This window comes from Paenarthrobacter nitroguajacolicus (assembly GCF_031455195.1).
GTDB classification, from domain to species: domain Bacteria; phylum Actinomycetota; class Actinomycetes; order Actinomycetales; family Micrococcaceae; genus Arthrobacter; species Arthrobacter nitroguajacolicus_D.
Window position 1 is genome coordinate 26,909 of sequence record NZ_JAVDSH010000009.1, and the last position, 25,567, is coordinate 52,475.

Below are 25,567 nucleotides of genomic sequence, written 5' to 3' on the forward strand. Positions count from 1 at the left end.
GGATCGCAAAGCACGGAAGTATGCGGCGCCCAACAGAAGAAGCACCAAGACGGTGGCTCCCTGAACAATAGGGTTGTTCTCAGCTACTGGAGCCAGCGCTACTTTCAAAGGACCGGCAAGGTCGGCGCTCACCACGGGCGGGGCAGCCGTCTTGGTCGCTATAGGGGTAGGCGTCGGCGTTGGCTCCGGTGACACTGACGTCTCCGGCTCGATGGGAAATACTGGTTCACCGATTGCCGGACTCTCCTCTGGCGAGGGAGCTGTTGTCGTAGGTTCCGGGGATGCAGAAGGAACCACAGGAGGTACAGCCGGAACCACAGCCGGCGGGGCAACTGGAGCGACTGGCTGGACGACAGGCGGCGGCACTGGGGCCGGCGTCGGATCGGTCGGGGCAGGACTTGGGTCCGTTGGGACTATGGGTGGGTCTACAGGAACAGGGTTCCCGGGGATGGGATCGACTGGTAGCGGATCAATCGGATTAGGTTCGGGACTCGGAGATTCCCCTGACTGTTCGCTACCCGGACCTGGGTTCGTTTCCGTAGCCACGGCAGGCTGGGCCCCAAAAAACCCGAAAATGGCCAGCATTAGGACGGCACTTGCCGCTTGAAAGCGTCTGACTGCCTTTCCCATCTTTCCCCCGTTGTATCTTGGTCCGGTGCTTCCGCACTCGGGACATGCTCCGCCATCTCTGTCACGACGGCGCGCGGACGTCCACCATCGGAGGGCGGCCCGACTTAGTTTATCGTATGGATTAGCTCCGCTCGCGACACTACTCTGACAAGTCGTCGACACGGGAGGTGCTCCTCTGCGACCCGACCTCCGCTGTCCTTGCTAGAGTCGTGTCTGCGCAAGCCGACCCCAAGGACAAGATGCCACCTCCGAAGTTGATCGAGAGCCGTCGAGTACGTCGCAAATATGTCCGCCTGATATCCGGACTCCTTGCACTCGCGGTTTTGCTCGTGGGCGCAGGGGTGGCGAGCGTTATTACTACAGATCAGTCCAGCAGTGCCCCTCCGGATACCGCCGACGTCCCAACTCCGGTCGCAGTGGAGCCAAACTTCCCCATAAGCGGCTACTTCATATCGGCCAGTTCCCGTGACGCGACAAACTTTGGGAAGCTGCAGGACATCAAGGCTTTCGGCGGCGACACCGTCATAACTTTTGGATCCACTCTGCAGCCGGCGACAGCCGAGGACCTTCCTGCTGATTGCCTCGTTGACGGCAAGAGTTGCGCCCGAGTCGCCGCTGGGCCCAGAACCGTTGAGCGCTATTTCACATTCCTCGACGCAAGCAAGTGGGGTCCTGAAGCGCTGCAGTGTCCTGGTGACAGACAAGTCACCAACAACGGACAGTCGTACACGGTCCTCGTCCTCCCGAACGCGGGAAAAACGTGCACATCAAGCGATGACAAATACAACATCGTGATAGCTGGCGGAACTCCTGCGTCCTCTACAGACCCTTCCAACTCCCTTGCAACGGCAGCGACAAAGCTCGGCCTGAAGTACTTTGCCGGCCTGCCGGCACCAGCAAAACGATCTGATCTACCTTATCTGCCCGATTTCTCCTATAAGGCGATTTTTGACCTCTTCACAGACCGGTTCTTGAAGTACCAAGCTGACGCAAATGACTTGCCAGGCCTGGCCGGGTTCTACCATCACACCGAGATGCCCCTCACCGACAGCGCAACGTTCGACTCCGTGTTTGCTCTTTACGCAAGCCAAAACGATGCAATTCACCGCATCCTTCCAACCCGGCAGGCGATTATCAGTCCTTACATCGATGCGCGTGTCGATAAATCAGGCATCAGCGTCGATGATGCGCGGAGGGGAATTCGCCGGATGGCCCAAACAGCGGCCGGCGTTCAGCTCAACATCGCCATTCAGGATGGAATGGGCACGGGCAAGGGTGGCGCGTTTTCCCCCAGTGACGCAGCTTCCGCGGTTGATCCTTACGCAGCCACCATCGTTGGCCAAGGGGCTTGGAACAGCAAATATCTCGCGCCCAACAAGGACTACTTCACAGCCGCCGCAGCAGGGATAAAGGGTACCGGCGCCGTCCTTTGGGCAAATTTGGAGGGGATGGCGCCCGTAACCAAGCAGAATCCCTGTGGTGACAGCCTCCGGGGACAGACAACGAAGGCGAGGGTCGACCGGCAGCTTCAACAAGTCGCCGCCGCCCGTAAGGTCATTTCATTCATGTGGGACTCGTATTACACCTGCAAAGGAACCGGAACCACCCTCAAGAAGCAGGTCGAAGCAGGCCTAACCACACCCATAATCACTGACGTGACGTTTCAGCCCGGCGCGGGCACCCTTGAAATTGTCGGGTTCAATCTGGAGGGAAGTACGGCCACTCTGGCCTGGACGAATAAAGTCGGAGAAGAGAGCCGGAAGTCGGCCAAAGCGGACGGCTTCGACCCTTCATACGGGGTCAAGCACGGAATGAACCCCCAGCTCGAAATGATCTCCGTCAACGTCGGCCCCACAAGCGTAGGAAAAAGCAAGGTATTCTCCGTAAACGTCACGAATAGCTGGGGTGCGAAAGCTACGGAATTCAATTCACTGCTCTCCTAAGCACAAGGCAAGCGGCTTCGCTCGAGAGGTTCCTGAGGCAACCCCAATCGCACCCTTGATAGAATCGACTCTGCTGATACCGACACCAAGGAACACATGACGCTCCCGACAGATACTGAAACTCCCTCTGCAGAGTCCCGTCCCAGACGTCAGAAGAGCGGTAAGAAAACCGCCCGGAACGTGCTCCTTGGCTTCGCTGCCGCAGTCCTGGTGGCGGGACTGATCGGCGGCGCCTACATCTTCAATCTGGCACAGACGTTCAACTCCGGAACCACAAAGATCGACGCAGCTTTCCCCGAAGAGTCAACGCGTCCCCAGAAGGCAGAGCCCGTCAACGGCACTGCGGCGATGAACGTGCTGGTCATGGGTAGCGACACCCGAGGCACGGCCGATCTGGATGTTGATACGCAGGCGGCGACCGATCAGCGGGCCGATACGCTCATGCTGGTCCACATCCCTGCCGACCGTAAGAACGTCTACGCGGTCTCCCTCATGCGTGACCTCTGGGTCGATATTCCGGGTCACGGCGAATCGAAAATCAATGCCGCCCTCGCCCTGGGCGGCGTACCGCTTATGGTTCAGACTGTTGAATCTTTGTTCCAGCAGCGGATCGACCACGTAGCAATGGTGGACTTCGAAGGATTCAAGGGTCTGACCGATGCTGTTGGTGGCGTGGAAGTCGACGTTAAGATCCCCTTCGCGCCGGCATCCGGACCAATGAAAGGCCACTTCTACGAAGCCGGTAAGCAGACGCTGAACGGCGACGAAGCACTCGCCTTCGTCCGGGAACGAAAGTCCTTCAGTGATGGCGACTACCAGCGTGTGCGCAACCAGCAGGCATACATGAAAGCGATCATCAGCAAGACCATCGCCCGTGAAACGCTCACCAACCCAGTGACGGTGAACAGCATGGTGAGTGCAGTGTCCCCATTTATCAGCGTCGATAAGGGCTTCGACGCCGCGGCGATTGGCAGCCTTGCACTGGGAATGAAGGACCTGCGGGCGAATGACACCGTGATGTTCACGCTACCCACTCTCGGTACAGGCACTTCCGCTGATGGGCAGTCGATTGTCGTAGCGGATACCACTGCTATTACGGATATTGCGGGAGCGCTCTCCAAGGACCAGTTGGGGGCTTATGTCACTGCGCACGCCCTCGAAAAGGGCAACTAACCAGCAGCCTTGAAACCATCCAAACCCCACGAACGGTCCTCCGTTCGTGGGGTTTTGCTTTTTCACTGCAGCCGGAATCCAAGAACTTACAGAAACCCCACCACATCCCCCGCCACCCGCTCCGGACATTCCCACAACACCAGATGCCCGGTCTCCTGGTAGATCTTCAGCCGGGAGCCAGGGATACGCGCGGCAAGGGTCTCCTGATGGTGACGCGGAACCAGATGATCGTGGGCGCCCCACAGGATGAGGGTGCGCGCCGAGATCTGACCGGATTCCGTGGGTGGCACCGCCTCGCAAAACCCCCGCAGCGACGCCTTCCACACGGACGCCGGCATGGCCAGGCCATCCTGGACACGGTCTTCGATGTAAGCGGCGGGCACTGTGTGCAGCAGCCGGTACCAGGACAGCGATTCCCGAACCCAGGATTCCGGCACAGGATCAGCCAAAGCCTCCACCTCATCAGCGAAGGCGGGCCTACTGTGCAGGCTCAAGGGCGCTCCAACCAACACCAGCGACGAAACCCGATCCGGGTACATCACGGCCAGTTGCTGCGCCACGTATCCCCCACTGGAGGACCCCACTAGGTGCGCCCGGCGGACGCCCAGCGCATCGAGGACCGCCACAGCATCACGTGCCACCTCGTCCAACGAATAACCGCCCAAAGGCTTGTCAGCACCTCCGTGCCCCCGCAAGTCGGGGGCTACCAGCAGTAAATCAGGAAGCGAGGCAATCAGCCGTTCAAAACTCCGCCAGGATTCGCCCCAGGCGTGCAATAGAAGCAACGGTGCGCCGCCGTCGTCGTGCGTTTCCTCGAAGCTACCTTGCACGTAACACGGCACGCTGATCCCCGTGTCCAAAGCCAGCGTCCTCACCCCGGACTCCATGTGCCCAGCGTACGCCCGGCGCCGGAAGGAAACACGGGCGTCACACCACTGCAAGGTTCCTGATTAGCTGGCCCGCGCCGGTACGATCCCATGATGTATGCGCTGCTCAGAGCGCACTAATCGAATATGGGGAACCCAGATGCCTAAGGCTCTTTCGTGGTTGGCGATCCTATCGCTGACCGCGTCGGCGGCTGTCTTTTTGCCGCAAACCGCGACCGCCTCAGACACGGCAAGCGTCGCAACTCTTTTCTCTTCATTGACCGTCACCCAGGAAACAAACACCGGGTACAACCGCGACCTTTTCCAGCATTGGGTGGACGCTGACAACGACGGCTGCGACACCCGGTCAGAGGTGCTCCAGCAGGAGTCGCTGACGCCGGTGACGTTCAATCCCGGTAACTGCACCGTGGCCACTGGCCAATGGAACTCCTGGTACGACGGCGCGACGTGGACCAACGCGTCCGACGTCGATATTGACCACTTGGTACCGCTCGCCGAAGCGTGGGGTTCCGGCGCGAGCGCGTGGACGGCCGCGCAGCGACGTGACTACGCCAACGACCTCACCCTTGACGTCGGCCTCGAAGCCGTGACCGACAACGTGAACCAGTCCAAGAGCGACCGCGACCCTGCAGAATGGATGCCGCCGCTGGCCGGAACCGCCTGCAGGTACGCCACGGACTGGGTGCTGGTGAAGTACCGGTGGCAACTGACCATGGACTCAGCTGAATCGGCTGCTGTCTCAAACGCACTTCAGGGCTCGTGCGGCACAACTCAGGTCGCCGTCCCGGCGATCGCCATTGAGACCGCCCCCACGCAACCGATCACGTTCAGTGACGTCAACTCCTCCACACAGTTCAACGTGGAAATCTCCTGGCTTGCGACACAGGGCATCTCAACCGGCTGGGTTGAAGCCAACGGCACCCGGACCTACCGGCCACTGAACGCCGTTAACCGTGACGCCATGGCCGCCTTCCTCTACCGCCTGGCCAAGAAGCCCGCCTTCACTCCCCCGGCGACGTCGCCGTTCAGCGACATCACGCCGTCGAGCCAGTTCTACAAGGAAATCACCTGGCTGGCCGCCAGCGGCATCTCGACGGGTTGGACCGAAGCCAACGGCACCAAGACCTTCCGTCCGCTCAGCCCGATCAACCGCGACGCCATGGCCGCATTCCTCTACCGCTATGGAGGCAACCCAGCCTTCACGGCACCTGGCACGTCGCCATTCCAGGACGTCCCCGTCAGCAGCCAGTTCTACAAGCAGATCACGTGGCTGGCAGCCCAGGGCATCTCCACTGGTTGGGATATTGGCTACGGCTGCCGCGCCTACAACCCCGTCCAGCCAGTTGCGCGTGATGCGATGGCCGCGTTCATGTACCGGTTCGTCAACGGTGGCACCGGCGGGATCACGGGCAACACCTGCTCGCCTCCCCCGCCGCCCGTCGTGACGCCGCCGCCCGCACCGAAGCCTCCGGTGACGCCCCCGCCGCCGGTCACGCCGCAGCCGCCGGCGAACCCTGGCGACAGCGTTAACTGCACTAGCTTCAGCACCTGGCGCCAGGCCCAGGACTGGTTCGACAAGTACTATCCGTGGTACGGCGATGTTGCAGATCTTGATCGCGATAAGGATCGGATCGCCTGCGAAACACTGCCCGGCCACCCGTAAATAAACGCACGACGGCGGGCCGTGGCTTGAGTGCCAGGGCCCGCCGGTTGCTGCGCGACAACAGGAACAAGGAGACCGACGATGACTGACATTCCATGGAGCCGCGGCGAGTGGACCAACCAGCCGGCCGCCGTCGTCGAGCAGGAAGGTGACCTGCTGGTGACCGCAGCCGAGAGCAGCGACGCCTGGCGCATCACGTCCTACGGGTTCATTCACGACACCGAACACGCCCTCTTGGCACCCTTCCCGCAGGACAGCGCCATGGAGGTCGAATTCACCGCCGCCTTGTCCCAACAATTCGACCAGGCGGGCATCTTCGTGCGGGTCGGCCCGGAGCACTGGATCAAGGCCGGCGTGGAATTCGCCGACGGCGCCGCCCAGTTGGGTGCGGTTGTCACCGACCGCTTCTCGGACTGGTCCTTGGCGCCTGTTCCGGACTGGAATGGCGGCCGTGTCCGTATACGCATCAGCCGCGTGGGCGACGCCCTCACCATCCGGGCCGCGGCAAACGGCGGGGAACTCCAACTGGTGCGGGTTGTGCCGCTGGATCCCGAGCTGATCGCCGTCGCCGGGCCGTTCACCTGCGCGCCAACGCGGGCCGGACTGACTGTCCCGTTCCACACCTGGCGGACCACTCCCCCGGACAGCCACCTTCACTGACGCGGAACTTGCCAGCCTGACCGTTCGTGAGATTATGGAGTCTTCTGCAGCCCGATGATCGAGGCTGCAACTCAGCGGCTCCGTAACAGTCCTATGGGGGGCATCACGGTGGAAGATACTGCAAGTCTTTGGCGTACTGACCCTGCGACGTTCCGCGACGTGGTGATCAACCGCGACGCATTGAAGGCTGCCCTGGCAGGTGAGTGTCCACCGGTGGAACGCATCAGATACTTGGCGTTGCTCGGACGGGACACGGAGGCTTTGGACGAGGGCTTCAAGCTGCTCCCCGATTCAACCGACCGCCGGGAGCTGCTCCTGATCCTTGCCCAGGTGAAGCAGCGCCAGTACCGCTGGCATGACGCCGCCGTGCTCCATGAAAAGGCACTCCGAACAGTCCGAACACCGGAAGAGGAAGCCTACGTCCGCCACCACATCGGCCGGCGGCTCTTTGACGAAGCCCGGTTCCGCGCCGCTGCCGACGAATTTCAGTGGGCCGCCGACCTGTACCGCGTCGCCGGCCAGCCTGAACCGGCTGAAGAAAACCGCCAGGCGATGCGCCACGCCCTGCACGTGCACAGCGCGGAGCGGACCACTGGGCACCCCGGATTCGAGCTCTCTTAACCTCATAGCTCCATACCTTCGGCCCGTGAGATGTAGTCTTAGTAAGTAAGCTGACTATTCTTACGAGGCTGGGGGCCCGAATGCCTGACATGGACTATTGGCCAACAAGCCGGTTGCTTTCCACCGCAGCGCGGCTCGTGGAACTTGGGTGGAATGAGCGGCTCCGCCCTCTGGGACTGACGTATCCAACGGTGCTAACCCTCGACGCCGTGGCGGATGCCGGCCCCATCTCGCCAGGCAAGCTTGCCGAGAGCATCCGGGTGCAAGCCCAAACCATGGGCCCGCTTCTGACCCGGCTGGAATCCCGGGGCTTCATCCGCCGCGAGGTCAACCGTTTTGACCGGCGCAGCCAGCTCGTGTCGATTACCGAGTTGGGCCTGGAGTTGCTGAACCAATCCCACGGTCAAGAGAACACGGTACTCGAAGGCATCGACCTGGATTCCGAAAGTCTTCGGGAAGAACTCATTGCTATCGTTCGGGACACCAAAATTAACTAAAGGTTCGACACTGCCGCGTGGACTGAAACCGTTCACCACGGCATGATGGTGTTATCTGCTGATGAAGCCCGGCGTCCAAGGGGACAAGTTTCCGACACCCCGGGCAGGTACACCTTAAGCGCCGTGCCCGGACGAGCAAAAGGGCATCATGAACGAACTTCGCATTGGCGATAACCTGCCAGTAGAACTCCTGAGTTTCAGGGCAACGGAGTGTCTGGTTTCGACCGGTCCGCCAGGATCAGAAGACATGTGCATCCTGGATGATGGACACACCGGCAGCCACTTGGCCGCTGGTGCAGACATGGTAGTCAAGGCCGTCTGGGCCTAACGAACGAAGACAAACAGCTAACGGCAAGTGACCCGGCCAGGGTTGCTTGCCGTTAGCTTTCCCCGTTAAGTACCGCAGAAAGTCCGGTAAGGACCGAAACTTTCCGGCGCCGGGGCAGCGTACTTCTCCAGGCCGGGATGTTCCTCAAACGGGGACGCCAAAGCTTCCAGCAATCCCTCCGTGCGTCCGATGTCCCCCTCTGTTGCTGCGGCAAGCGCTTCCTCCACCAAGTGGTTGCGCGGAATGTAGACCGGGTTAACCGCATCCATGGCATCCGCGTCAGGTGCCAATTCCCGCCAACGCACCAGCCACGCATCGAACGCGGGCAGGTCCAGGATCACGCCCCTGGCCGGCTCCGCCTCCCCACGGGCCGCTCTGCCCAAGCTACGGAAGAACGAGGTGTAATCCGCGCGCGCCGCCTGGACCAACTCAAGTAAGTCGTCCACCAAAGGCGAGGCGACGCCGTCGTCAATGTCTTCTGGAAGCCCAAGCTTGGCCTTCATGCCACTGAACCACGCGGCACTGTACTGCGTGCGGAAGCCATTGAGGGCCTCAACGGCCATCGCTACCGCCTTCTCCTGGTCCTCGTGGATCAGGGGTGCAATGGACTCGGCGAAACGCGCGAGGTTCCACTCGGCAACCAGCGGCTGATTCCGGTACGCGTAGCGGCCCATCTCATCGATTGAGCTGTACACGGCACCCGGGTCGAAGCCCTCCATGAAGGCGCACGGACCGTAATCAATGGTTTCGCCCGAGATGGTCATGTTGTCAGTGTTCATGACCCCATGCACGAACCCCACGAGCATCCACTGGGCCACCAGGTTCGCCTGGACCGACACGACGTCTTTCAGCAGGCCAAGGTAGCGGTCGGCGTCACCAGCCGAGGACGGGTGGTGACGTTCGATCGCATGGTCAGCGAGCCGACGCAGCAGATCCAGGTCATCCGAGGCCCTGGCATATTGGAAACTGCCCACCCGCAGATGGCTGCTGGCCACCCGCGTCAGGACCGCACCCGGCAAGACACTCTCACGCTGAACCGGGCGCCCGGTAGCGACGACGGCGAGGGAACGGGTGGTCGGGATCCCCAGCGCATGCATCGACTCACTGACGATGAACTCGCGAAGCATGGGACCGATGACCGCCCGGCCGTCGCCATTACGGGCGAAGGGCGTCCGGCCCGAACCTTTGAGGTGGATGTCGCGGAGCTTACCGTCGGTTCCCACCACCTCGCCCAGCAGCAGGGCACGCCCATCCCCCAAACGCGGCGAGTAAAAGCCGAACTGGTGCCCCGAGTAGCCCTGGGCCACCGGTGTCGCGTCCTCCGGAACCTCGTTGCCGAGCAGCAGCCGTACGCCCTCCGGGCTCCGCAGGAAGTCCGGATCAAAACCAAGCTCGACGGCGAGTGGCCCGTTGAGTGCCAGCAGCTGCGGATCTGGAGCTTCCTCCGCCCGCCATGGAACAGCCAGCTCCGGGAAGTCCCGGGCGAAATGGCTCTCGAAGGCAATGGTGGAATGCGCGATGTCACTCATCAACCAAGGATATCGGCAGCGTTACAAGCGAGTGGCCCTGCGACAGCTTCGATCGCAACGGAACTACCCCTTGAAAACAGGCGCACGCTTCTCCTGGAACGCCCGGAAGCCCTCAGCGTAATCCTCGGTCTTGCACAGCCGGGCCTGCTCGGTGTTTTCCTCAGCCATGGACGCCCAGAGGCCCAGGCGCTGGTCGCGGATGTGGGCCACGAGTTCCTTCGACGCGTTGAAGGCGCCTGTCGCCCCCACAGCCACCCGCTCAACGATGGCCCGGGTCTCCTCAAGCAGTACATCGGCAGGCATCGCCCGGCTGAACATTCCCTGGGCAACGGCTTCCGCCCCGGAAATGAGATCCGCTGTGTAGATCAGGTCCAGGGTTCGGTGCATGCCCAGACGCTCGGTGAAGTACCAGTGCCCACCTGAGTCCAGGGTGGCACCAAGCTTTGCAAAGGGTGAGCCGAACTTGGCGTTCTCCGCCACATACACAACGTCAGTGGCCAACAACAGACCCAGCCCAACGCCCAAACACGCGCCGTGTGCCGCAGCGAAAGTGGGCGCAGGGAACGCAGCCATCTTCTTCAGCAGCGGCTCCACCAACCCACCAAGGTACGCCTGGGCATCGTCGGTTTCAGGTGTCACTGCGCCGATGTCCCGGCCGGCGCAGAAGGCCCTGCCCTCGCCGCGAAGCAGCAACGCCCGCACCTCACCGCGGGCAGCGGCGGCAGCAGCGTCGTCGTACGCCTTATCCAGTTCGGCAAGTGCGTCCTCGTTGAGCGAGTTCAGCTTTTCCGGGATGTTGAGGACAATTTCGGCAATGCCGTTGGAAATGGAGAGCTCGATCATGGGGACTCCTTAGACGTCAAAGTCGACGGTAACTTCTTCGCTGGTGGGGTGGGACTGGCAGGTCAGGACATAGCCCTTATCCAGCTCGTCCTGCTCTAGGGCGTAGTTCTCATCCATGCTCACGGTACCGGTGATCAACTTGGCGCGGCACGTGCCACAAACCCCGCCTGCACAGGCGAACGGAACGTCCGGGCGGACGCGTAGGGCCGCGTTGAGGATTGACTCACGGGCATGCGTGGGGCTGGCGACATCGCCGGTCAGGCCATCGAGCTTGAAGGTGATCTTGAACGTGTCCTGCGATTCGTCGGCTACGACGGGTCGGCCGGCGTTGCCCTCGGGGCGGTCCGGACGGCCGGTGGTGAACAGCTCAAAGCGGACATGCTCCGGCTCAACGCCGCGGGCGGCAAGGGTGTCACGGCACAACTGGACCAACTCAAACGGCCCGCACAGGAACCACTCGTCAACATCCTCGGCATGAATGGCACTGCTCAGGAGCGCCTGCAACTTCTCCGAGTCGATACGGCCGGTCATCAGCGGGGCGATGCGCTGCTCACGGGACAGCACATGGTGCAGCGCCAGGCGGGACGGGTACTTGTCCTTCAGGTCCGCCAACTCCTCCAGGAACATCACGTCCATGGCAGCTTTGTTGGCGTACACCAGGTCAAACCTGGTTTCCGGGTTGGCAGCCAGCAAGGTCCGTGCAATCGCGATCACCGGAGTGATGCCAGACCCCGCGGCAATGGCCACAAAGCTGCCCGGCTCCCCCGCCAGCTCCTCCGGGTGGTTCATGGAGTTCATGACGTTGTGCTGGACGGCGGAACCGTCCTTGCCATGACGCGAAATAAACGCACCCTGCGGGCTCATGACGTCCAGGACGTCGCCAGCCTTGAGCTCGGCATTGGCCCAGGTGGAGAAGATGCCGCCAAGGTCCTTCTTGATGGCCACCCGGATCTCGCTGCTGCCGTCCTCGAAACTGCGCGGCTCTGCGCAAATCGAGTAGCTGCGGCGGACCTCGTGCGGCTCACCGGTCTCGTCCGGCAGCGTGGTTCGCAAGGCAACGTACTGTCCGGGAAGGTAGTCATACTGGCCCGCCAGCTCGGCAGGAACACCGAACGTGACCTCGATGGCATCGTCCGTGAGACGCCGGACTTCCGCCACGGTCAGGTTATGGAAAGACGCACGACGGCGGCTGGCCGTCTGTGTTTCGGTGGTCATGGCTGCTTCCTTAGAGGACTTTGAAGTAGTCGAACGGTTCCTTGCAGTCCTGGCAGACGAACAGCGCCTTGCAGGACGTGGAACCAAAACGGGTGAGTTCCTTGGTGTTGAGTGAGGAACACTGCGGGCATTTCACGGCGAGGCTCAGGCGGACAGGACCGGAGTGCCCGCCGGCGGCGGCCATGCCGCTGGGCGGGGCGATCCCGTATTCCTCCAGCTTGGCCTTGCCGGATTCGGTCATCCAGTCCGTGGTCCATGCCGGGGACAACACCAGGTTGACGTGGACACGGGCGTAGCCCTCCCGTTCGAAGGCCTTCCGCAGGTCGTCACCGATGGCATCCATCGCGGGGCAGCCCGAGTACGTCGGCGTGATGGTGACCTCGACGGCGGTACTGGCCGGGCCGCCGTCGTGGGTTCCCGTCGCTTCAGTCGAGGTGACGCGCACGCCGCGGAGGATGCCCAGGTCCTCGATGGTGAGGACCGGGATCTCCGGATCGCAGACTGTGGACGCGATGTCCCAGGCCCTCTGCTCTTCGGTCTGTGCCTGAGTTCGCGACGGAATCATCACGCTGGTCACCAGCTCGCGCCGGGGTGTTCGCGGGCGAGGACCTGCATCTCGGCAAGGATGTAGCCCAGGAACTCGGAGTGCTTGCCGCGTCGGCCGCCGCCCAGGGACTGCGGAACGCCGGGGATCTCAAGCTCAGCTTCGGCCATGATTTCGCCGGTCAGCCGGTCGAACTCTGCGCGAAGGCTGGACGGCTGAACAGCGACGCCAGCCTCGGCGAGACGCGCGGTGAGCTCGTCGTCCTCGAATATCTCGTCGACGTACGGCCATACAAGCTTGAAACCCTGGATGATCCGTTTCCTGGACTCATCCGTGCCGCCGGCCAGGCGCAGCACCCACTGGGCGCTGTGGTCGCGGTGGTAATCCACTTCCTTGACGGCCTTCGCAGAGATGGCTGCGAGGGTGGGGTCGGTTGAGGCGGAGAGCGCCGTGTAGAGCTCAAACTGGTAGTAGCTCACGATGAACTGCCGGGCGATGGTCACCGCGAAGTCACCGTTGGGCTGCTCGAAAAGGTGCGCCGAGCGGAACTCGTGCTCGCGGCGGAAATAGGCGAGATCGTCCTCGGATTTGCCCCAGGCAGCACCAGCGTAGGTCAGGAACGAACGCGCGTGCCCCAACTGGTCCAGGGCGATGTTGCCCAGTGCGATGTCTTCCTCCAGCTCAGGGGCTCGGGAAATCCAGTGCCCCAAACGCTGGGCGAGGATCAGGCCGTCGTCGCCGATGCGCAGGGCGTACTCGGCGACGTCCTCGCTGGGCTTGACCTTCCCGCGGCTGATCTCCAGGGCGATGTCCTCGGGGCGCAGTGCGTTGCCCGGCGTAATGCGGGTGGCACTGGCCGAACCGTCGCCTGATGCGCCGGCTCCGTGGACACCAACGGAAATGTCGCCGTGGCCCTCGATGACGAAGTCAGTGGTCTCTGGATTGCTCACAGGTGCTTCACGCCTTCGCTCTTGGTGTAGTACGTCGCATGACGGTAGTCCTTGCCCTGCGGGGACTCGAAGAAGGAACCCTTGGAGTCGGGATCACTGGAGGAAATCGCCTCGGCCGGGACAACCCAGATAGAGACGCCCTCGTTGCGGCGCGTGTAGAGATCACGTGCGTTCCGGAGGGCCATGGCCGCGTCAGGGGCATGCAAAGAGCCAGCGTGGACGTGGGACAGGCCTCGGCTTGAGCGCACAAAGACCTCCCAGAGCGACCAAGGTGATTCCTGGTGCTCCTCCGTGGTGGCCGCTACTTTGGGGGCCTCGCGGTTGATTTCACTGGCGGCGCTGCCAGGTGCTTCGGGATTTCCGTGGGGAGCCATTATGCTGCGTTCTCTTTCTGTGCTTGCTTGCGGGCGTAAGCCACAGCGGCTTCGCGAACCCAGGCACCGTTTTCGTGTGCCTCGCGGCGGCGCTCTACGCGCTGCGAGTTGCAGGGGCCGCGGCCGGCCAGGACTTCCTTGAACTCGTTCCAGTCCAGGGGTCCGTGCTCCCACTTCTTGGTTTCTTCGTTGAAACGGATGTCCTTATCAGGCAGCGTCAGGCCGAGGACCCGGACCTGCTCCACCATCATGCCGACGAACCGGCTGCGCAGCTCGTCATTGCTGAAGCGCTTGATGTTCCAGGCCATGGATTGCTTGGAGTTGGGTGAATCCTCATCCGGCGGGCCGAACATCATCAGCGACGGCGCGTACCAGCGGTTCACTGCGTCCTGGGCCATCTGCTTCTGCGCAGGAGTGCCATTGGAGAGTTCCAGCAGGATCTCGAAACCCTGGCGCTGGTGGAATGATTCTTCCTTGCAGATGCGCACCATTGCGCGACCATACGGACCATACGAGGCACGGCACAGGGGCACTTGGTTGCAGATGGCAGCACCATCAACAAGCCATCCGATGGCCCCCATGTCAGCCCAGGAAATCGTGGGGTAGTTGAAGATGGACGAGTACCGGGCCTTCCCGGCGATGAGGTCTTCCATCATCTGGTCCCGGGACTGGCCCAGGGTCTCGGCGGCCGAGTACAGGTACAGGCCGTGGCCGGCTTCGTCCTGGACCTTGGCCATGAGGATGGACTTGCGCTTCAGGCTCGGTGCCCTGGTGATCCAGTTGGCTTCCGGCTGCATGCCAATGATTTCCGAGTGTGCGTGCTGCGAGATCTGGCGCAGCAAAGTCTTGCGGTAAGCCGCCGGCATCCAGTCGCGCGGTTCGATGCGCGAGTCCTCCGAAATGATGCGATCAAAATACGCCTGTCCGGCTGCCTCCCGCTCCTGCTCTTCCGGGGACAGCTCAGCGGGCACTGACTGCAGATTCTGCGATGCCATGGTTGCTCCTAATAAATTACCGACCGTTCGTTCAGAATATGCGGAGTGGGTGTTTTCAGTCAAGCTTTTCGGGCGGCGGCACAGGTTCACCCACGCCTCACTTTCCGTTCATCACGGGCCACAACAGTGGACTATATGACTGACTTCACGCGCCGCACCCTCGTCAAGACCTCCCTCGCGGGCCTCACACTGGCAGGCCTGGCCGGCGGGACAGCACCCGCTTACGCCGCCATTCCCCTGGTCCGCAAACGGCTCACGATCCCCACCGGCATTGCCACCGGCGACGTCACCACCGACTCCGCCGTTCTCTGGTCCCGCGCCTCCGGCCCAGGCCGTATGACAGCCACCCTCCAGGCCGTGGACAGCGCGGGCGAAATCCTCCGCGGACGCTACGGCTTCAGCCGCACGATTCGAGGCCCACTGGCCACCGAGGCCAGCGACTTCACCGCCAAGATCCAAGCCAACGGCCTCCCCGCAGGAACCCGGTTCGCCCTGGAACTTGGTTTTGAAGACGAGAACGGGTCCAGCGAGACGGTCCGGGGTACGTTCAGCACGGCGCCCGGTTCGGCCAACGGCAAGAACGACGGCGGCACTGACGACGCCCGCGGAGGCGGCAGTCCGTCGTCGTCCTCCCAATCGTTCGTGTGGACCGGCGACACCGCCGGCCAGGGCTGGGGCATCAACGAAGAGCTCGGCGGCATGCGCGGCTACAAAGCCATGCACGCCACCAGGCCGGACTTCTTCATCCACTCCGGCGACACCATCTACGCCGACGGTCCCATCGCCGCCACCGTGACCGAAAAGGACGGCCAGGTCTGGCGGAACATCGTCACCGAGGAAGTGTCCAAAGTGGCCGAAACCCTACAGGAATACCGCGGCCGTCACCGCTACAACTCGCTGGACGCCAACATGCGCGCAATGTTCGCCGAGGTCCCCGTGATCGCGCAATGGGACGACCACGAAACCCACAACAACTGGTACCCGGGCCAGATCCTGGACGACGCCCGCTACACCGAACGAAACGTCAACACCCTCGCCGCCCGGGGCCGTCAGGCATGGCAAGAGAACATGCCCATCGCCGACGCCGCCGCGCTCTGGCGTCCCGGCAAGTTCGACGCCGGCCAGTACCAGCCCGCGCATATCTACCGGAAGATTTCGCGCGGCCCGCAGCTGGACATCTTCTGCCTGGACATGCGCACCTTCAAGTCCCCCAACACCGACGGCAAGGAGCCATACACCACCAACATCCTGGGCCAGGAACAGGTGGACTGGCTGATTAAGGAAGTCCGCAAATCCAAGGCCACATGGAAAGTCATTGCGGCCGACCTGCCACTCGGGATCATCGTGCCCGACGGCCCCGTCAACCAGGAAAGCCTGTCCAACCGCGACAACGGGGCGCCGCTGGGCCGCGAACTGGAGATTGCCGGAGTGCTCTCGGCTTTCAAGAAATTCGGCGTGAAGAACACTGTATGGCTGGCCGCGGACGTGCACTACTGCGCTGCGCACCACTACTCCCCCGAGCGCGCGTCCTTCACGGATTTCGACCCGTTCTGGGAGTTCGTGGCCGGTCCCATCAACGCGGGCTCGTTCGGGCCGAATGACATGGACGGGACGTTTGGTCCGGAAGTCGTTTTCTCGAAGGCCGGGCGCTTTGCCGGCGAATCACCGCGCGACGGCGAGAACCAGTACTTCGGGCACGTCGAACTCGCTTCCGACGGCGTCTTCACTGTGAGCCTCCGCAACGCTCTGGGTGCAGTGCTCTATTCGAAGGCCCTCACCCCGCAGCGCTGACCCTGGAGCCGGCCACCCAAACTACGTAGCAGCACAGGGATCCTGAGTGTCCAAAACGGGCTCACCTGCTACTTAGTTGGGTCTGTACGGCGTATGCTCTCCTCAGCGCAGAGGCAAGACGCGTTGTTCGCTTTTGGTGGGGCCACTTTCGAAGGCAGGGGTTCAGTGGCAGGAGTGACGCACGGGGTTCTTCCGGAGCGCTCGGTCGGGCGGCAGGGATGGCCACTCTTTTTGGTGCCCGTCGCTTTGTGCTTGGCATTGCTGGCTGTCGGTTTGGCCAGCGGGGCAGGAACGACGACGGCTCAACTCGCCGGCGATTTGGCGATCCTTCTGGCTGCACTCACCGCGCTGACCACCCACGCCCGCGCCGTACTGAAAAAACGCCGCAACTCTGTGGGCCGGTGGTTTGTCGTCGCCGGGTTGGCGCTCTGGTCAGTCGGCCAAGCAGTGTGGACCGTCAACGGCATTACGCTCAACCACGAATACCCCTTCCCGTCCTTCGCCGACATCGGCTTTGTCTGGTATGCGCTCCCGGTTTCTGTTGGCTTGGTTCTGCTGCTCCGCGGCCAAGGGCTGCGGCTCCCCTTGCGCCGGACCATCCTGGACGCCGGCGTCGTGGCCAGTTCCACTTTCTTCATCGCTTGGAGTTCGGTGCTGGGGCCTTTGGCCGCCGATAAGGACCAGGACGCTTTCGCCCATGCGACGCAGATGGCGTATCCCATCGCAGACGTCTTCATGGTCTCAGTAGTGATCGTCCTGACCATGCGGGCCGCCCGCGGACGAAGGCTGCCCTGGCTGAGCATGGGTCTCGGCTTCTGGATCCTCGCCATCACCGACCTTGCGTACATGCGCTTCACCCTCGAAGGCATCACAGGTGTCACCGGATCGCCCCTGGCCCTGGGATGGGTTCTCGCTTTCCTGCTGGTAGGGCTCAGCCCTCTGCTCCCCGAAGCCGGCAGCACGCGGAAGGACGGGCGCGCCTACGCTGCGGCCCTGGAACTCCTCCCCTACCTGCCCGTTTTCAGCGCTGTGTTCTTCTCCCGCAGCCGCCCCATCGGCGAGGACCGCATCCTGCTGGTCACCGGCCTGGTGGTGGTGGTTTTCGTGATCGTGCGGCAGGTGCTGATCGTCGTCGAAAATGTGACCCTGACCAGGGACCTTGAGACGAAGGTGGCCCAGCGCACAGCGGAACTTGAGGGGCTCGGCGCGATCGTCAACTCCTCAGGCGACGCCATCATTGGCGAGACGCCCGACGGAGTGATCACCAGCTGGAACCCCGGCGCCGAACGTATTTTCGGTTACCCGGCCTCCGAAGCACTCGGCCGGAAGGGCGACTTCTTCGTTCCACAGCACCTGATGGAAACAGAGCGCCTGGCCTTGGAGAGCACAGCGCAAAGCGGCGAGGTGCACAACTACGAATCCCTCCGTCTCCGCGGAGACGGTGCCACCATCCCCGTCTCCGTGACCCTGTCCCCCATCCGCAGCGAGTCAGGCATCCGGGGCGTGGCAACCATCTCACGGGACATCACCGAACGCCGGGCCGCCGAAGCCGAACTGCTCGCGGCACGCGAATCCGCACTCGAAGCCAGCCGACTCAAGTCAGAGTTCCTGGCCACCATGAGCCACGAAATCCGGACCCCCCTCAACGCCGTCATCGGGCTGACCTCCCTGATGATGGACACACCCCTCAGCGAGGGCCAGCGACAGTACGCCCAAGGCGTGAAGGGCGCAGGCGAGGTCCTCCTGACACTCATCAACGACATCCTGGACTTCTCCAAGTTGGAAGCGGGGAAGGTGGACTTGGACGTGAACGCGTTCGACCCGCGGGCTTTGGTGGACGAAGTGGCCGGACTTGTCGCAGAAGCCGCCCAAGCCAAGAACCTGGAACTCATCTCCTACTGCCACCCTGCCGTCCCGGAACGGCTCATGGGTGACGCCGGACGCATCCGGCAAATCCTGGTGAACCTCGCCTCCAACGCCGTGAAGTTCACACCCGCCGGGGAAGTTGAAATCCAGGTCTCAGTCCTCGACGAGGACAAGCACAAAGCCTCCCTCCGCTTCGAGGTCCGCGACACAGGAATAGGCATTAGCGCCGAGGACCATCACAAACTCTTCGAATCCTTCGCGCAGGCGGACGCCTCCACTACGCGACGCTACGGTGGTACCGGCCTGGGCCTTGCCATTTCACGCCGGCTCACGGAGGTCATGGGTGGCGAAATCGGCCTGGACAGTGAGCCGGGAAATGGCAGCAAATTCTGGTTCGTGCTGGACCTGCCCATCGGGCCCCCGGCCTCAGACACCGCTGCCCTGCCTGCCTCGCTCTCGGGACGCCGGGTGCTGGTGGTCGACGACAATGCAACCAACCGCCTGGTGCTGGAAACCCAGCTGGCCAGCTGGGGGATGCTGCCCGTTGCCGTCCCCGACGCCGCAAGCGCCATGCTCGCATACCGCTCGGCCATAGCAGCCGCTGAACCCTACGACATTGCCGTGGTGGACATGTGCATGCCCGACACCGATGGACTGGAACTGGCACGACAAATAAACCATGAAAGCAACGGCTCTGGCGGCCCCGGCATCATCCTGCTGACCTCCACCATGATGGTGGACCGGGAGGACCTCGTCTCGGCCGGCATCCGGGAATACCTCACCAAACCAGTGCGCAGTTCCGAGTTCTACAACCGGATCCTACGGCTCATGTCCACCAGGAAAATCGGCGGCCCTTCAGCGGCAGCGCCCTCAGCGGCGCCTGTATCACCATCTCCGGTGCACCGGGCCGGCAGGCTCCTGGTCGCAGAAGACAACCAAGTCAACCAACTCGTGGCTCGCGGCATGGCCAACCGGCTCGGCTACGACGTGGACATCGTAGAAGACGGGGCCCAAGCCGTCGCAGCGGCGCTCACCGGTGCCTACGCCGCCGTCCTCATGGACTGCCACATGCCGGTCATGGACGGCTTCGACGCAACCAAGGCCATCCGCTCACGCAACGGCCACGCTTCCCGGATCCCCATCATCGCCATGACGGCCGGGGCCCTGAACGAAGACCGCGAACGCTGCTTCGCCGCCGGAATGGACGACTACGTCAGCAAGCCCGTAGACCTTGCCACGTTGCGGGAAGTACTCGGACGCTGGGTGCCGGAGGACGACGCGCCACAGGCGGCGGCAGCACCGCCGTCGACCGCTGTTGTCCTGGATGAGCAACGGCTGCAGATCCTCCGCGACCTCGGACCCGGGGACGGTCTGGGCCTGCTGCCCGACGCGGTCAGGGCTTTCCGAGAGGACGCCCAAGGCGCCGTGGAAAAGCTCCAAGCCGGACTGGATGGTGGGCAAGCCGCTGCCGTGGAGGAAGCCGCCCACAAACTTGCCGGCGCTGCAGCCAACATTGGTGCGGTCGGCGCGGCGGACCTTTGCAGGAACCTGGAGCGGCTCGGGCGCGAAGCGGGCCCGGACTTCGCCGTTACCGGGCCGGGATTGCTCGTCGAACTTCGAGCGGAACTCGCCCGGGTGGATGATGCCCTCGGTCGCACACTATTGGGAGCGCCATGAAAGTACTGATCGCCGATGACGACCAGATCTCCCGGATGATCACCAAGGCCGCCGTCGAGCAGTCGGGCCACGAATGCATCGTGGCGGTGGACGGCGACTCAGCCTGGGAGCTCTACCAGGCGCACGCGCCGGAGGCCGTAGTCACGGACCTGATGATGCCCGGACTGAACGGACTCGATCTGTGCAGGGCGATCCGTTCCTCCGAGGACGACAACTACACGTACGTAATCCTGGTGACCTCGCACGGATCACGGAAGGACGTGCTGGCTGGAATGGAAGCCGGGGCGGACGATTACGTGACCAAACCCCTGGACCCCTTCAACCTGCACATCCGGCTCCTCGCCGCCCAACGGATCACGTCCTTACACTCGGACCTGGCCAAGTATCGGACCGCCCTCAGCAACCAGGCCCGGACCGACCCGTTGACCAAACTGCACAACAGGCTCAAGCTGACGGAGGACCTTGGCGAACTCCACAACCGGGGCGACTGCCCGCCCCGGGACTACTGCCTGGCCATGGTGGACGTGGACAACTTCAAGAGCTACAACGACATCTATGGGCACCAGGCGGGCGACTCCGCCCTGGTGGCCATCGCCTCCACCCTGGCCCGCGAAGTCCGGGAGTCGGACGGCGTATACCGGTTCGGCGGCGAAGAATTCCTGCTGGTGCTGGGAGAACAGTCGGAGGAAACTGCCGCTGTGATCCTGGAACGGGTCCGCTCCGCCGTACATGACTTACGGATCGAGCACTCGGGCGACCCCGACGGTGTCCTGACCATCAGCGCCGGAGTCTCGGCCTTCACCCAGGGGCATCGCGCTGGCGCTGAGCAGCTCCTGCGCGAAGCCGACCTGGCCCTGTATGCGGCCAAGGCCTCCGGACGGAACCGTGTGACGCTGGCCAGCGCCCTCATTACTGACCGTTGATGACACCGGGAACAAAGTACGTTTCCGGTTTCAAGGGGATCTCCCCATCGGGGAAGAGTGCATCCGCTTGCGTGGCGTACTCCCTGATCCGGGGCGGCTTCGCGGACAGTCCGTGGTCCCAGGACCACGGCACGTAGCCCAGGCCTTGCATATGGGGTTCATCGGGTTGCTGGGTCAGGTCGTAGGGAAAATCCGAATACAGGACCAGATTGTCCGGGTGGCCTTCGCCCAGCTCGCGGGTCATGAGGTGATCTACATGCTTGCCCACTCCGGCAGGGCAAAAGAGCAGCTCGGCTTGGGTTTGGGCCAGGAGTGCGGCGACGTCGGTGCGGAGCTCACGGATGAGCGACCGATCGCCCCTGGCTATCCGGCCCATGGCGATATCAAACCGGTACGTGGGGTAACGGTGGGTGAACTCGGGGAGGAGCCGTTCCCACGCACTGCTTCCCAGCCGTGGAGGCTTCCGACGGCGCCGAAAGAGCGCATCGACTTCGCCCAAGTGGATGGACTGGATGCCCATGCGTTCCAAGACGGCCCGGTCCTCAGCCTGCCTGGCCCCGTACAGTTGGGCCGCGTCGCCGATGGTGCATTGGCGCAGGAAGGAGCGCGCCGCCCTGGTGTGCGGTTGATCCGTAGCCTCGGTGAAGATCGTTGCGACGATGATCTGGCGGCCCTGGGCTTGTGCCTCCATGAGCGCACCGCACGACAACACGGCGTCATCCAAGTGGGGTGACAGGAACAACCACGGCGCATCGCCCTCCAACGAACGTCCGATCCTGGTTCGGTACGGCATTCAAGCCCTTTCATGGGTTGTGGGGTTGAGCTGATCCGTGTGGGTGCCACTGAGCGCGGCCAATGAGTCGTTGTAGGACTGGGCCTGCTTCTCAGCGAGTGCATCCCAGTTGTAGCCGGCTGCGAACTCGCGCCCGAGCGCGCCGGCCTCTTCCAGCCCTGGCTGGGCGTATCTGATGGCGATTTCCTCCGCAAAGGCATCCACATCGAAAGCTTCTACGAGCCACCCCGCACCCCGCGGCACGATCTCCCGGAGGCATGGAATATTGAAGGTGATGACAGGGGTGCCCGTGGCCAACGCGTCTATAGCTACCAAGCCGAACGTCTCATGGCGCGAAGGCACCACCACCAGCCGGGCATTGCTGAGCGCCTGGAACTTCTCCTCACCGCTAAGCCACCCGAGCATCTTTATCCTGCTGGTGAGCCCGGCGTCCCGGATGGCCGCCCGAAGCCGGGCTTCATCCGGGCCCGCTCCCGCGATCAGCAAATTGCCATCGACACGGTCGCAGCATTTGCTCCAGGCGGCCAAGAGAAGGTCGAGGCCCTTATGCCCGTACTCCAGGCGCCCGATGAAAAGGACATCCGCGCCCGGGTGCGGCGCTGGTATCCACGCTGCAGGATCAACCCCGTTTCCGATCACGTCCACATGGAGCCCCGGATTCAGGCCGGTCAGGCGGTCCGCGATCCCCTGCGAAACGGAAATCAGGCGTCGGTGTTTCCGGACACCCAGGCGTTCAATCCAATGCAACGGAAGCTTGTACTGTCGCGCTTTCTCCTCGGCATGCAACCACTGCACCACACCCACCGTGGGGCGAGCCGTCCACAACGGTGCCGCCATGGTGGAGAACGGGGCGAAGAAATCCTCCACTACCAAATCCGCCATGGCACGACGCCGACGAACCTCGAAAGGCAAGCGCGCCACGTAGGTCAGCAGGCGGGCCAGCCTGTTCCGCCCGTCACCGAAACCGATTGGCACATAGTGAACGCCGTCCTCGACCCGTTCCTGCCAGCCCGGGTAACGGGTGGTCAACACTGTGACGTGGAAACCCCGCACTGCAAGGCGGCGGTTGATCTCGTGGGTACGGACAGAACCCCCGCCCGCGCCAGGCATGCGTGGATCCTCGAAACCCAAATGCAGAACCCTCATCATGACCTTTCTGTCCTGTCATCCCCGGAAGAAACCCCTGTGCGGGCTTTGGGGAACCTCTCACAAAGCTCCACCACCATCACGGCCCCACAGATGGCACCAGCCACCGCGGCCGCATAGGCGATCTGTTCAGTCAACGTTCCCAGCACTGCGAAACAGGCGCCCGCTGCCCCTACGGCCAGAACTCCCAGTCCGACAAGGCGTCGCCCCGAGTGGTGGCTGAAGCACAAGAACACGCCAGCCAAGGAGCAAAGGACCAGCAGCACCAGGCCCGTACAGCCGTATCCGATCATCGTGGTCGTGGTGCGGGGCACTCCTTCGGCCGGCAAACCTGTGGCGTAGTCGTGGGCTGCCACCACCAGGAAGTAGTCCGCGTACAGCGCCAAGGCAAAGCCAGCCGCCACAACGGCCCGGCGCCACGGAAGCGTCCTCTTCCACACCGTCGCTACGACCACGGGGGCCACGGCCCATATGAAGGACAAATCCTGGCAGATGATGGAGTAGCCCAACAGAACCCCTGCTGCCGCTGGCCTCACGAAAGACTGCCACCCCGCCGAGATGTCACCGGCCTCGGGACCTGTATCTGGACCAGGACCTGTGAGGAGCAACAGCGCCGCGAGTGCCGCCACCATCCCGGACGTCTCAAGGAACGCTTGATGGCCGATCCGCAAGATCAGCGGCTCGAAGGCCACCAACACGGCAACCAGCCACGCGGCAGCACGTGTCGCCAGTCTGCGGACCACCAGGAAGCACAGGCCCACAGCCACAGCGCCCAATACCGCGTTGAATAAGCGCAATTGGAGTGCCGCGTCGACGCCCCCGCCGAACAGGATTGCGGCCCCAGATGCCGTTCCGGTCCCGGTTCCCGTTCCTGTCCAGCTCCGGAGCAGGCCACGCTCAAGGACCAACTCACGGACAGCGAATACTGCGGCAACCACCACGACAAATGCGGTCAAGTTGCCTGCGAGCGCCCGGGCGGCCCACGCCGACCGCGTTTTCACTGTGGAGCGGCGGCCAGCGGACCGGGCATGGTCGCCGGCTGGACGACGTCGGGCAATCCTGAAGTCGTTCCTGTGTGGCAACAGGTTTCGTTGGTGGGCGAGGACCGCGACACCGCTGATGCCCGCCAGGCCGAGCCACAGCAGGGGTTGCAGGTAGGAAGCAGCTGCCAAAAGCACGATCAGGCCTAAGCCCAGGAGTATGAACTGCCCGGCACCCTTTCCTGGACGGGCTTCCAGTAACAAGGGCCGAGCCAAGACCACCAGGACCACTCCTGACAGGACCGCCCCGGCCGCTGAGCCCACCGCCAGGCCGGTGACGGCATCCCACTGCCATCCGGCCCACAGTCCGCCCACCACCAGGAGGCACGAACATGCCAGGCCAAGCTGGCAACGCCGGTAAGCACGCATGGCCAGGAGGATCGTGGACAGGACCATCAGGACTGCATAGCCAAGACCCGAGGCTGCCAACCACGGCAGGAGCTGAAGGGAACCGTGATATTTCGGTGGAACTATTACGCCCGCCATGATGGGTGGTGCGGTGGCGATGATAGCGAAAGCGACAACCACGAGCTGCCCAAAGGAGGCAAACGACTCGCGTAATACCTCTCCAGTCTTGATGCCGGGGGTGCGCAACAGGGGAAATGCCACCAAAGCCGTTCCAGCCGCCACATAGACGGGCCCCTTCGCGATGGTGGCCAGCGCCTGGAATCCTGCTGCCGCGGCAGAGCCGTTATCCAGGAAGCCAACCACTACGACGTCGACGCCCACCAGAACGGAAACGACGCACAGGACGGAGGCGATATCGCTGGTTTCGGCCCATCGCCACTTGTCCAGCAGGACCCGTGGCCGCCAACGGAGGTCCCGGTAGAAGGACCGTGGCACAACCAACGGCGCAAGGCACGCCACAACGAAGCCCAGGACCGCTCCCCCGGCACCCCAGGCCATCACGATCACCAGCAAGCTGAAGAGCAATCTGAGGACGACCTCGCCGATGGTGGACGCTGCGTACCAGGTGAAGCGAAGCTCGCCCTGCAACCATCCGGCGGGCGCATTAACAATGAAGATGGCCAAGGCGGCCAGGGCCACTGCGGCTGCCAGGGCAGGTGTCGCCAACGCCAGGGTGACGGCCCCTGTGATGACCGCGGCCAGCATGCCTGCCAGGAACGAAACGAAGACCGAGAACGCCACTCCGTTCTGCCGTTCCCGGGAACCTTCCGGGTGGACGGCGACCACGTGCGACAAGGGCAGCGGAACCAGAGCGTTGGCAACGATTCCCACCACGCCCAGGATCATGGCTGCCGCGGCGAACATGGTGTAGTCGGCAGTCCCCAGCATGTTGGCCATGAGAAGGGTGCAGGCATAGCTCACCACGCCCACAACCCCCGCAGAGACAGCCAGGAAACCGCTGTTCTCGGCGATTCTTACGTCGTCAGCCGGCGCTTTGTCCCGGCGTTCGGCCCTTGGCCTCGCGCGCACGGCAGTGACCGGTCTTTCCAGGGACACCTCCACGTATGGACC

Annotated in this window: 20 protein-coding genes; 9 read left to right on the forward strand and 11 right to left on the reverse strand. The window is 63.1% G+C overall.

The window, feature by feature from the left end:
- The first annotated feature begins 839 nt into the window (after nt 1-839).
- Together J2Y68_RS17215 and J2Y68_RS17220 are read left to right on the forward strand one after the other, a co-directional pair.
- On the forward strand, nt 840-2,573 hold the full coding sequence (locus tag J2Y68_RS17215; RefSeq protein WP_309995101.1) for a hypothetical protein: 1,734 nt from the start codon (nt 840-842) through the stop codon (nt 2,571-2,573).
- A 96-nt stretch (nt 2,574-2,669) separates the two neighbouring features.
- Nucleotides 2,670-3,746, forward strand: coding sequence for an LCP family protein (locus J2Y68_RS17220; RefSeq protein WP_309995102.1), 1,077 nt, complete (start codon nt 2,670-2,672; stop codon nt 3,744-3,746).
- Nucleotides 3,747-3,832: 86 nt separating this feature from the next.
- Here the strand turns inward: J2Y68_RS17220 and J2Y68_RS17225 are convergent, their stop codons facing one another.
- The gene (locus J2Y68_RS17225; protein ID WP_309995104.1) at nt 3,833-4,633 is read right to left on the reverse strand and encodes an alpha/beta fold hydrolase; all 801 of its coding nucleotides are present in this window, start codon (nt 4,631-4,633) and stop codon (nt 3,833-3,835) included.
- Between the two features lie 139 nt (nt 4,634-4,772).
- On the opposite strand from J2Y68_RS17225, the gene J2Y68_RS17230 reads away from it, so the two are divergent.
- The 4 genes from J2Y68_RS17230 (at nt 4,773) to J2Y68_RS17245 (ending at nt 8,074) form a co-directional block, all read left to right on the forward strand.
- A complete protein-coding gene (locus J2Y68_RS17230) occupies nt 4,773-6,296 on the forward strand; it encodes an S-layer homology domain-containing protein (protein WP_309995106.1) in 1,524 nt (507 codons plus the stop codon).
- A gap of 81 nt (nt 6,297-6,377) precedes the next feature.
- Entirely contained in the window at nt 6,378-6,956 is a 579-nt protein-coding gene (locus J2Y68_RS17235; RefSeq protein ID WP_309995108.1) for a DUF1349 domain-containing protein, read from the forward strand.
- 108 nt (nt 6,957-7,064) lie between these two features.
- Nucleotides 7,065-7,577 (forward strand): hypothetical protein, encoded by a 513-nt coding sequence (locus J2Y68_RS17240; RefSeq protein ID WP_309995110.1) that lies wholly within the window; start codon nt 7,065-7,067, stop codon nt 7,575-7,577.
- Between the two features lie 80 nt (nt 7,578-7,657).
- On the forward strand, nt 7,658-8,074 hold the full coding sequence (locus J2Y68_RS17245; protein ID WP_309995112.1) for a MarR family winged helix-turn-helix transcriptional regulator: 417 nt from the start codon (nt 7,658-7,660) through the stop codon (nt 8,072-8,074).
- Nucleotides 8,075-8,467: 393 nt separating this feature from the next.
- Here the strand turns inward: J2Y68_RS17245 and J2Y68_RS17250 are convergent, their stop codons facing one another.
- The 7 genes from J2Y68_RS17250 to paaA all read right to left on the reverse strand — a co-directional run bounded on the left by J2Y68_RS17250 (nt 8,468) and on the right by paaA (nt 14,852).
- The gene (locus tag J2Y68_RS17250; protein ID WP_309995113.1) at nt 8,468-9,931 is read right to left on the reverse strand and encodes a protein adenylyltransferase SelO; all 1,464 of its coding nucleotides are present in this window, start codon (nt 9,929-9,931) and stop codon (nt 8,468-8,470) included.
- A gap of 63 nt (nt 9,932-9,994) precedes the next feature.
- Complete coding sequence (locus J2Y68_RS17255; RefSeq protein ID WP_309995115.1) at nt 9,995-10,774, reverse strand: enoyl-CoA hydratase/isomerase family protein; 780 nt, start codon at nt 10,772-10,774, stop codon at nt 9,995-9,997.
- 9 nt (nt 10,775-10,783) lie between these two features.
- Nucleotides 10,784-11,989 carry a 1,2-phenylacetyl-CoA epoxidase subunit PaaE gene (gene paaE, locus J2Y68_RS17260; RefSeq protein WP_309995117.1) on the reverse strand — a complete coding sequence of 402 codons (1,206 nt, stop codon included), beginning with the start codon at nt 11,987-11,989 and terminating at the stop codon, nt 10,784-10,786.
- 10 nt (nt 11,990-11,999) lie between these two features.
- Complete coding sequence (gene paaD / locus J2Y68_RS17265) at nt 12,000-12,554, reverse strand: 1,2-phenylacetyl-CoA epoxidase subunit PaaD (protein ID WP_309995376.1); 555 nt, start codon at nt 12,552-12,554, stop codon at nt 12,000-12,002.
- Nucleotides 12,555-12,562: 8 nt separating this feature from the next.
- Nucleotides 12,563-13,483 (reverse strand): 1,2-phenylacetyl-CoA epoxidase subunit PaaC, encoded by a 921-nt coding sequence (gene paaC / locus J2Y68_RS17270; RefSeq protein WP_309995120.1) that lies wholly within the window; start codon nt 13,481-13,483, stop codon nt 12,563-12,565.
- Nucleotides 13,480-13,857 carry a 1,2-phenylacetyl-CoA epoxidase subunit PaaB gene (paaB, locus tag J2Y68_RS17275; RefSeq protein WP_144650647.1) on the reverse strand — a complete coding sequence of 126 codons (378 nt, stop codon included), beginning with the start codon at nt 13,855-13,857 and terminating at the stop codon, nt 13,480-13,482. The genes paaC and paaB overlap by 4 nt, the downstream gene beginning before the upstream one ends.
- Nucleotides 13,857-14,852 (reverse strand): 1,2-phenylacetyl-CoA epoxidase subunit PaaA, encoded by a 996-nt coding sequence (gene paaA / locus J2Y68_RS17280; protein WP_211711931.1) that lies wholly within the window; start codon nt 14,850-14,852, stop codon nt 13,857-13,859. Before paaA ends, paaB begins: the two co-directional genes overlap by 1 nt.
- Before the next feature lie 135 nt (nt 14,853-14,987).
- Between paaA and J2Y68_RS17285 the strand changes: the two genes are divergently transcribed.
- The 3 genes from J2Y68_RS17285 (at nt 14,988) to J2Y68_RS17295 (ending at nt 21,109) form a co-directional block, all read left to right on the forward strand.
- A complete protein-coding gene (locus tag J2Y68_RS17285) occupies nt 14,988-16,643 on the forward strand; it encodes an alkaline phosphatase D family protein (protein ID WP_309995124.1) in 1,656 nt (551 codons plus the stop codon).
- Between the two features lie 234 nt (nt 16,644-16,877).
- A complete protein-coding gene (locus tag J2Y68_RS17290) occupies nt 16,878-20,186 on the forward strand; it encodes a hybrid sensor histidine kinase/response regulator (RefSeq protein WP_309995126.1) in 3,309 nt (1,102 codons plus the stop codon).
- A complete protein-coding gene (locus J2Y68_RS17295) occupies nt 20,183-21,109 on the forward strand; it encodes a GGDEF domain-containing protein (protein ID WP_309995128.1) in 927 nt (308 codons plus the stop codon). Before J2Y68_RS17290 ends, J2Y68_RS17295 begins: the two co-directional genes overlap by 4 nt.
- Here the strand turns inward: J2Y68_RS17295 and J2Y68_RS17300 are convergent.
- The 3 genes from J2Y68_RS17300 to J2Y68_RS17310 are packed head-to-tail and all read right to left on the reverse strand — an operon-like array spanning nt 21,096 to nt 25,525.
- The gene (locus J2Y68_RS17300) at nt 21,096-21,902 is read right to left on the reverse strand and encodes a PIG-L deacetylase family protein (protein WP_309995130.1); all 807 of its coding nucleotides are present in this window, start codon (nt 21,900-21,902) and stop codon (nt 21,096-21,098) included. The genes J2Y68_RS17295 and J2Y68_RS17300 overlap by 14 nt on opposite strands.
- Nucleotides 21,903-23,012, reverse strand: coding sequence for a glycosyltransferase family 4 protein (locus J2Y68_RS17305; RefSeq protein WP_309995132.1), 1,110 nt, complete (start codon nt 23,010-23,012; stop codon nt 21,903-21,905).
- Nucleotides 23,013-23,047: 35 nt separating this feature from the next.
- A complete protein-coding gene (locus tag J2Y68_RS17310) occupies nt 23,048-25,525 on the reverse strand; it encodes a lipopolysaccharide biosynthesis protein (protein WP_309995134.1) in 2,478 nt (825 codons plus the stop codon).
- Nucleotides 25,526-25,567 lie beyond the last annotated feature (42 nt).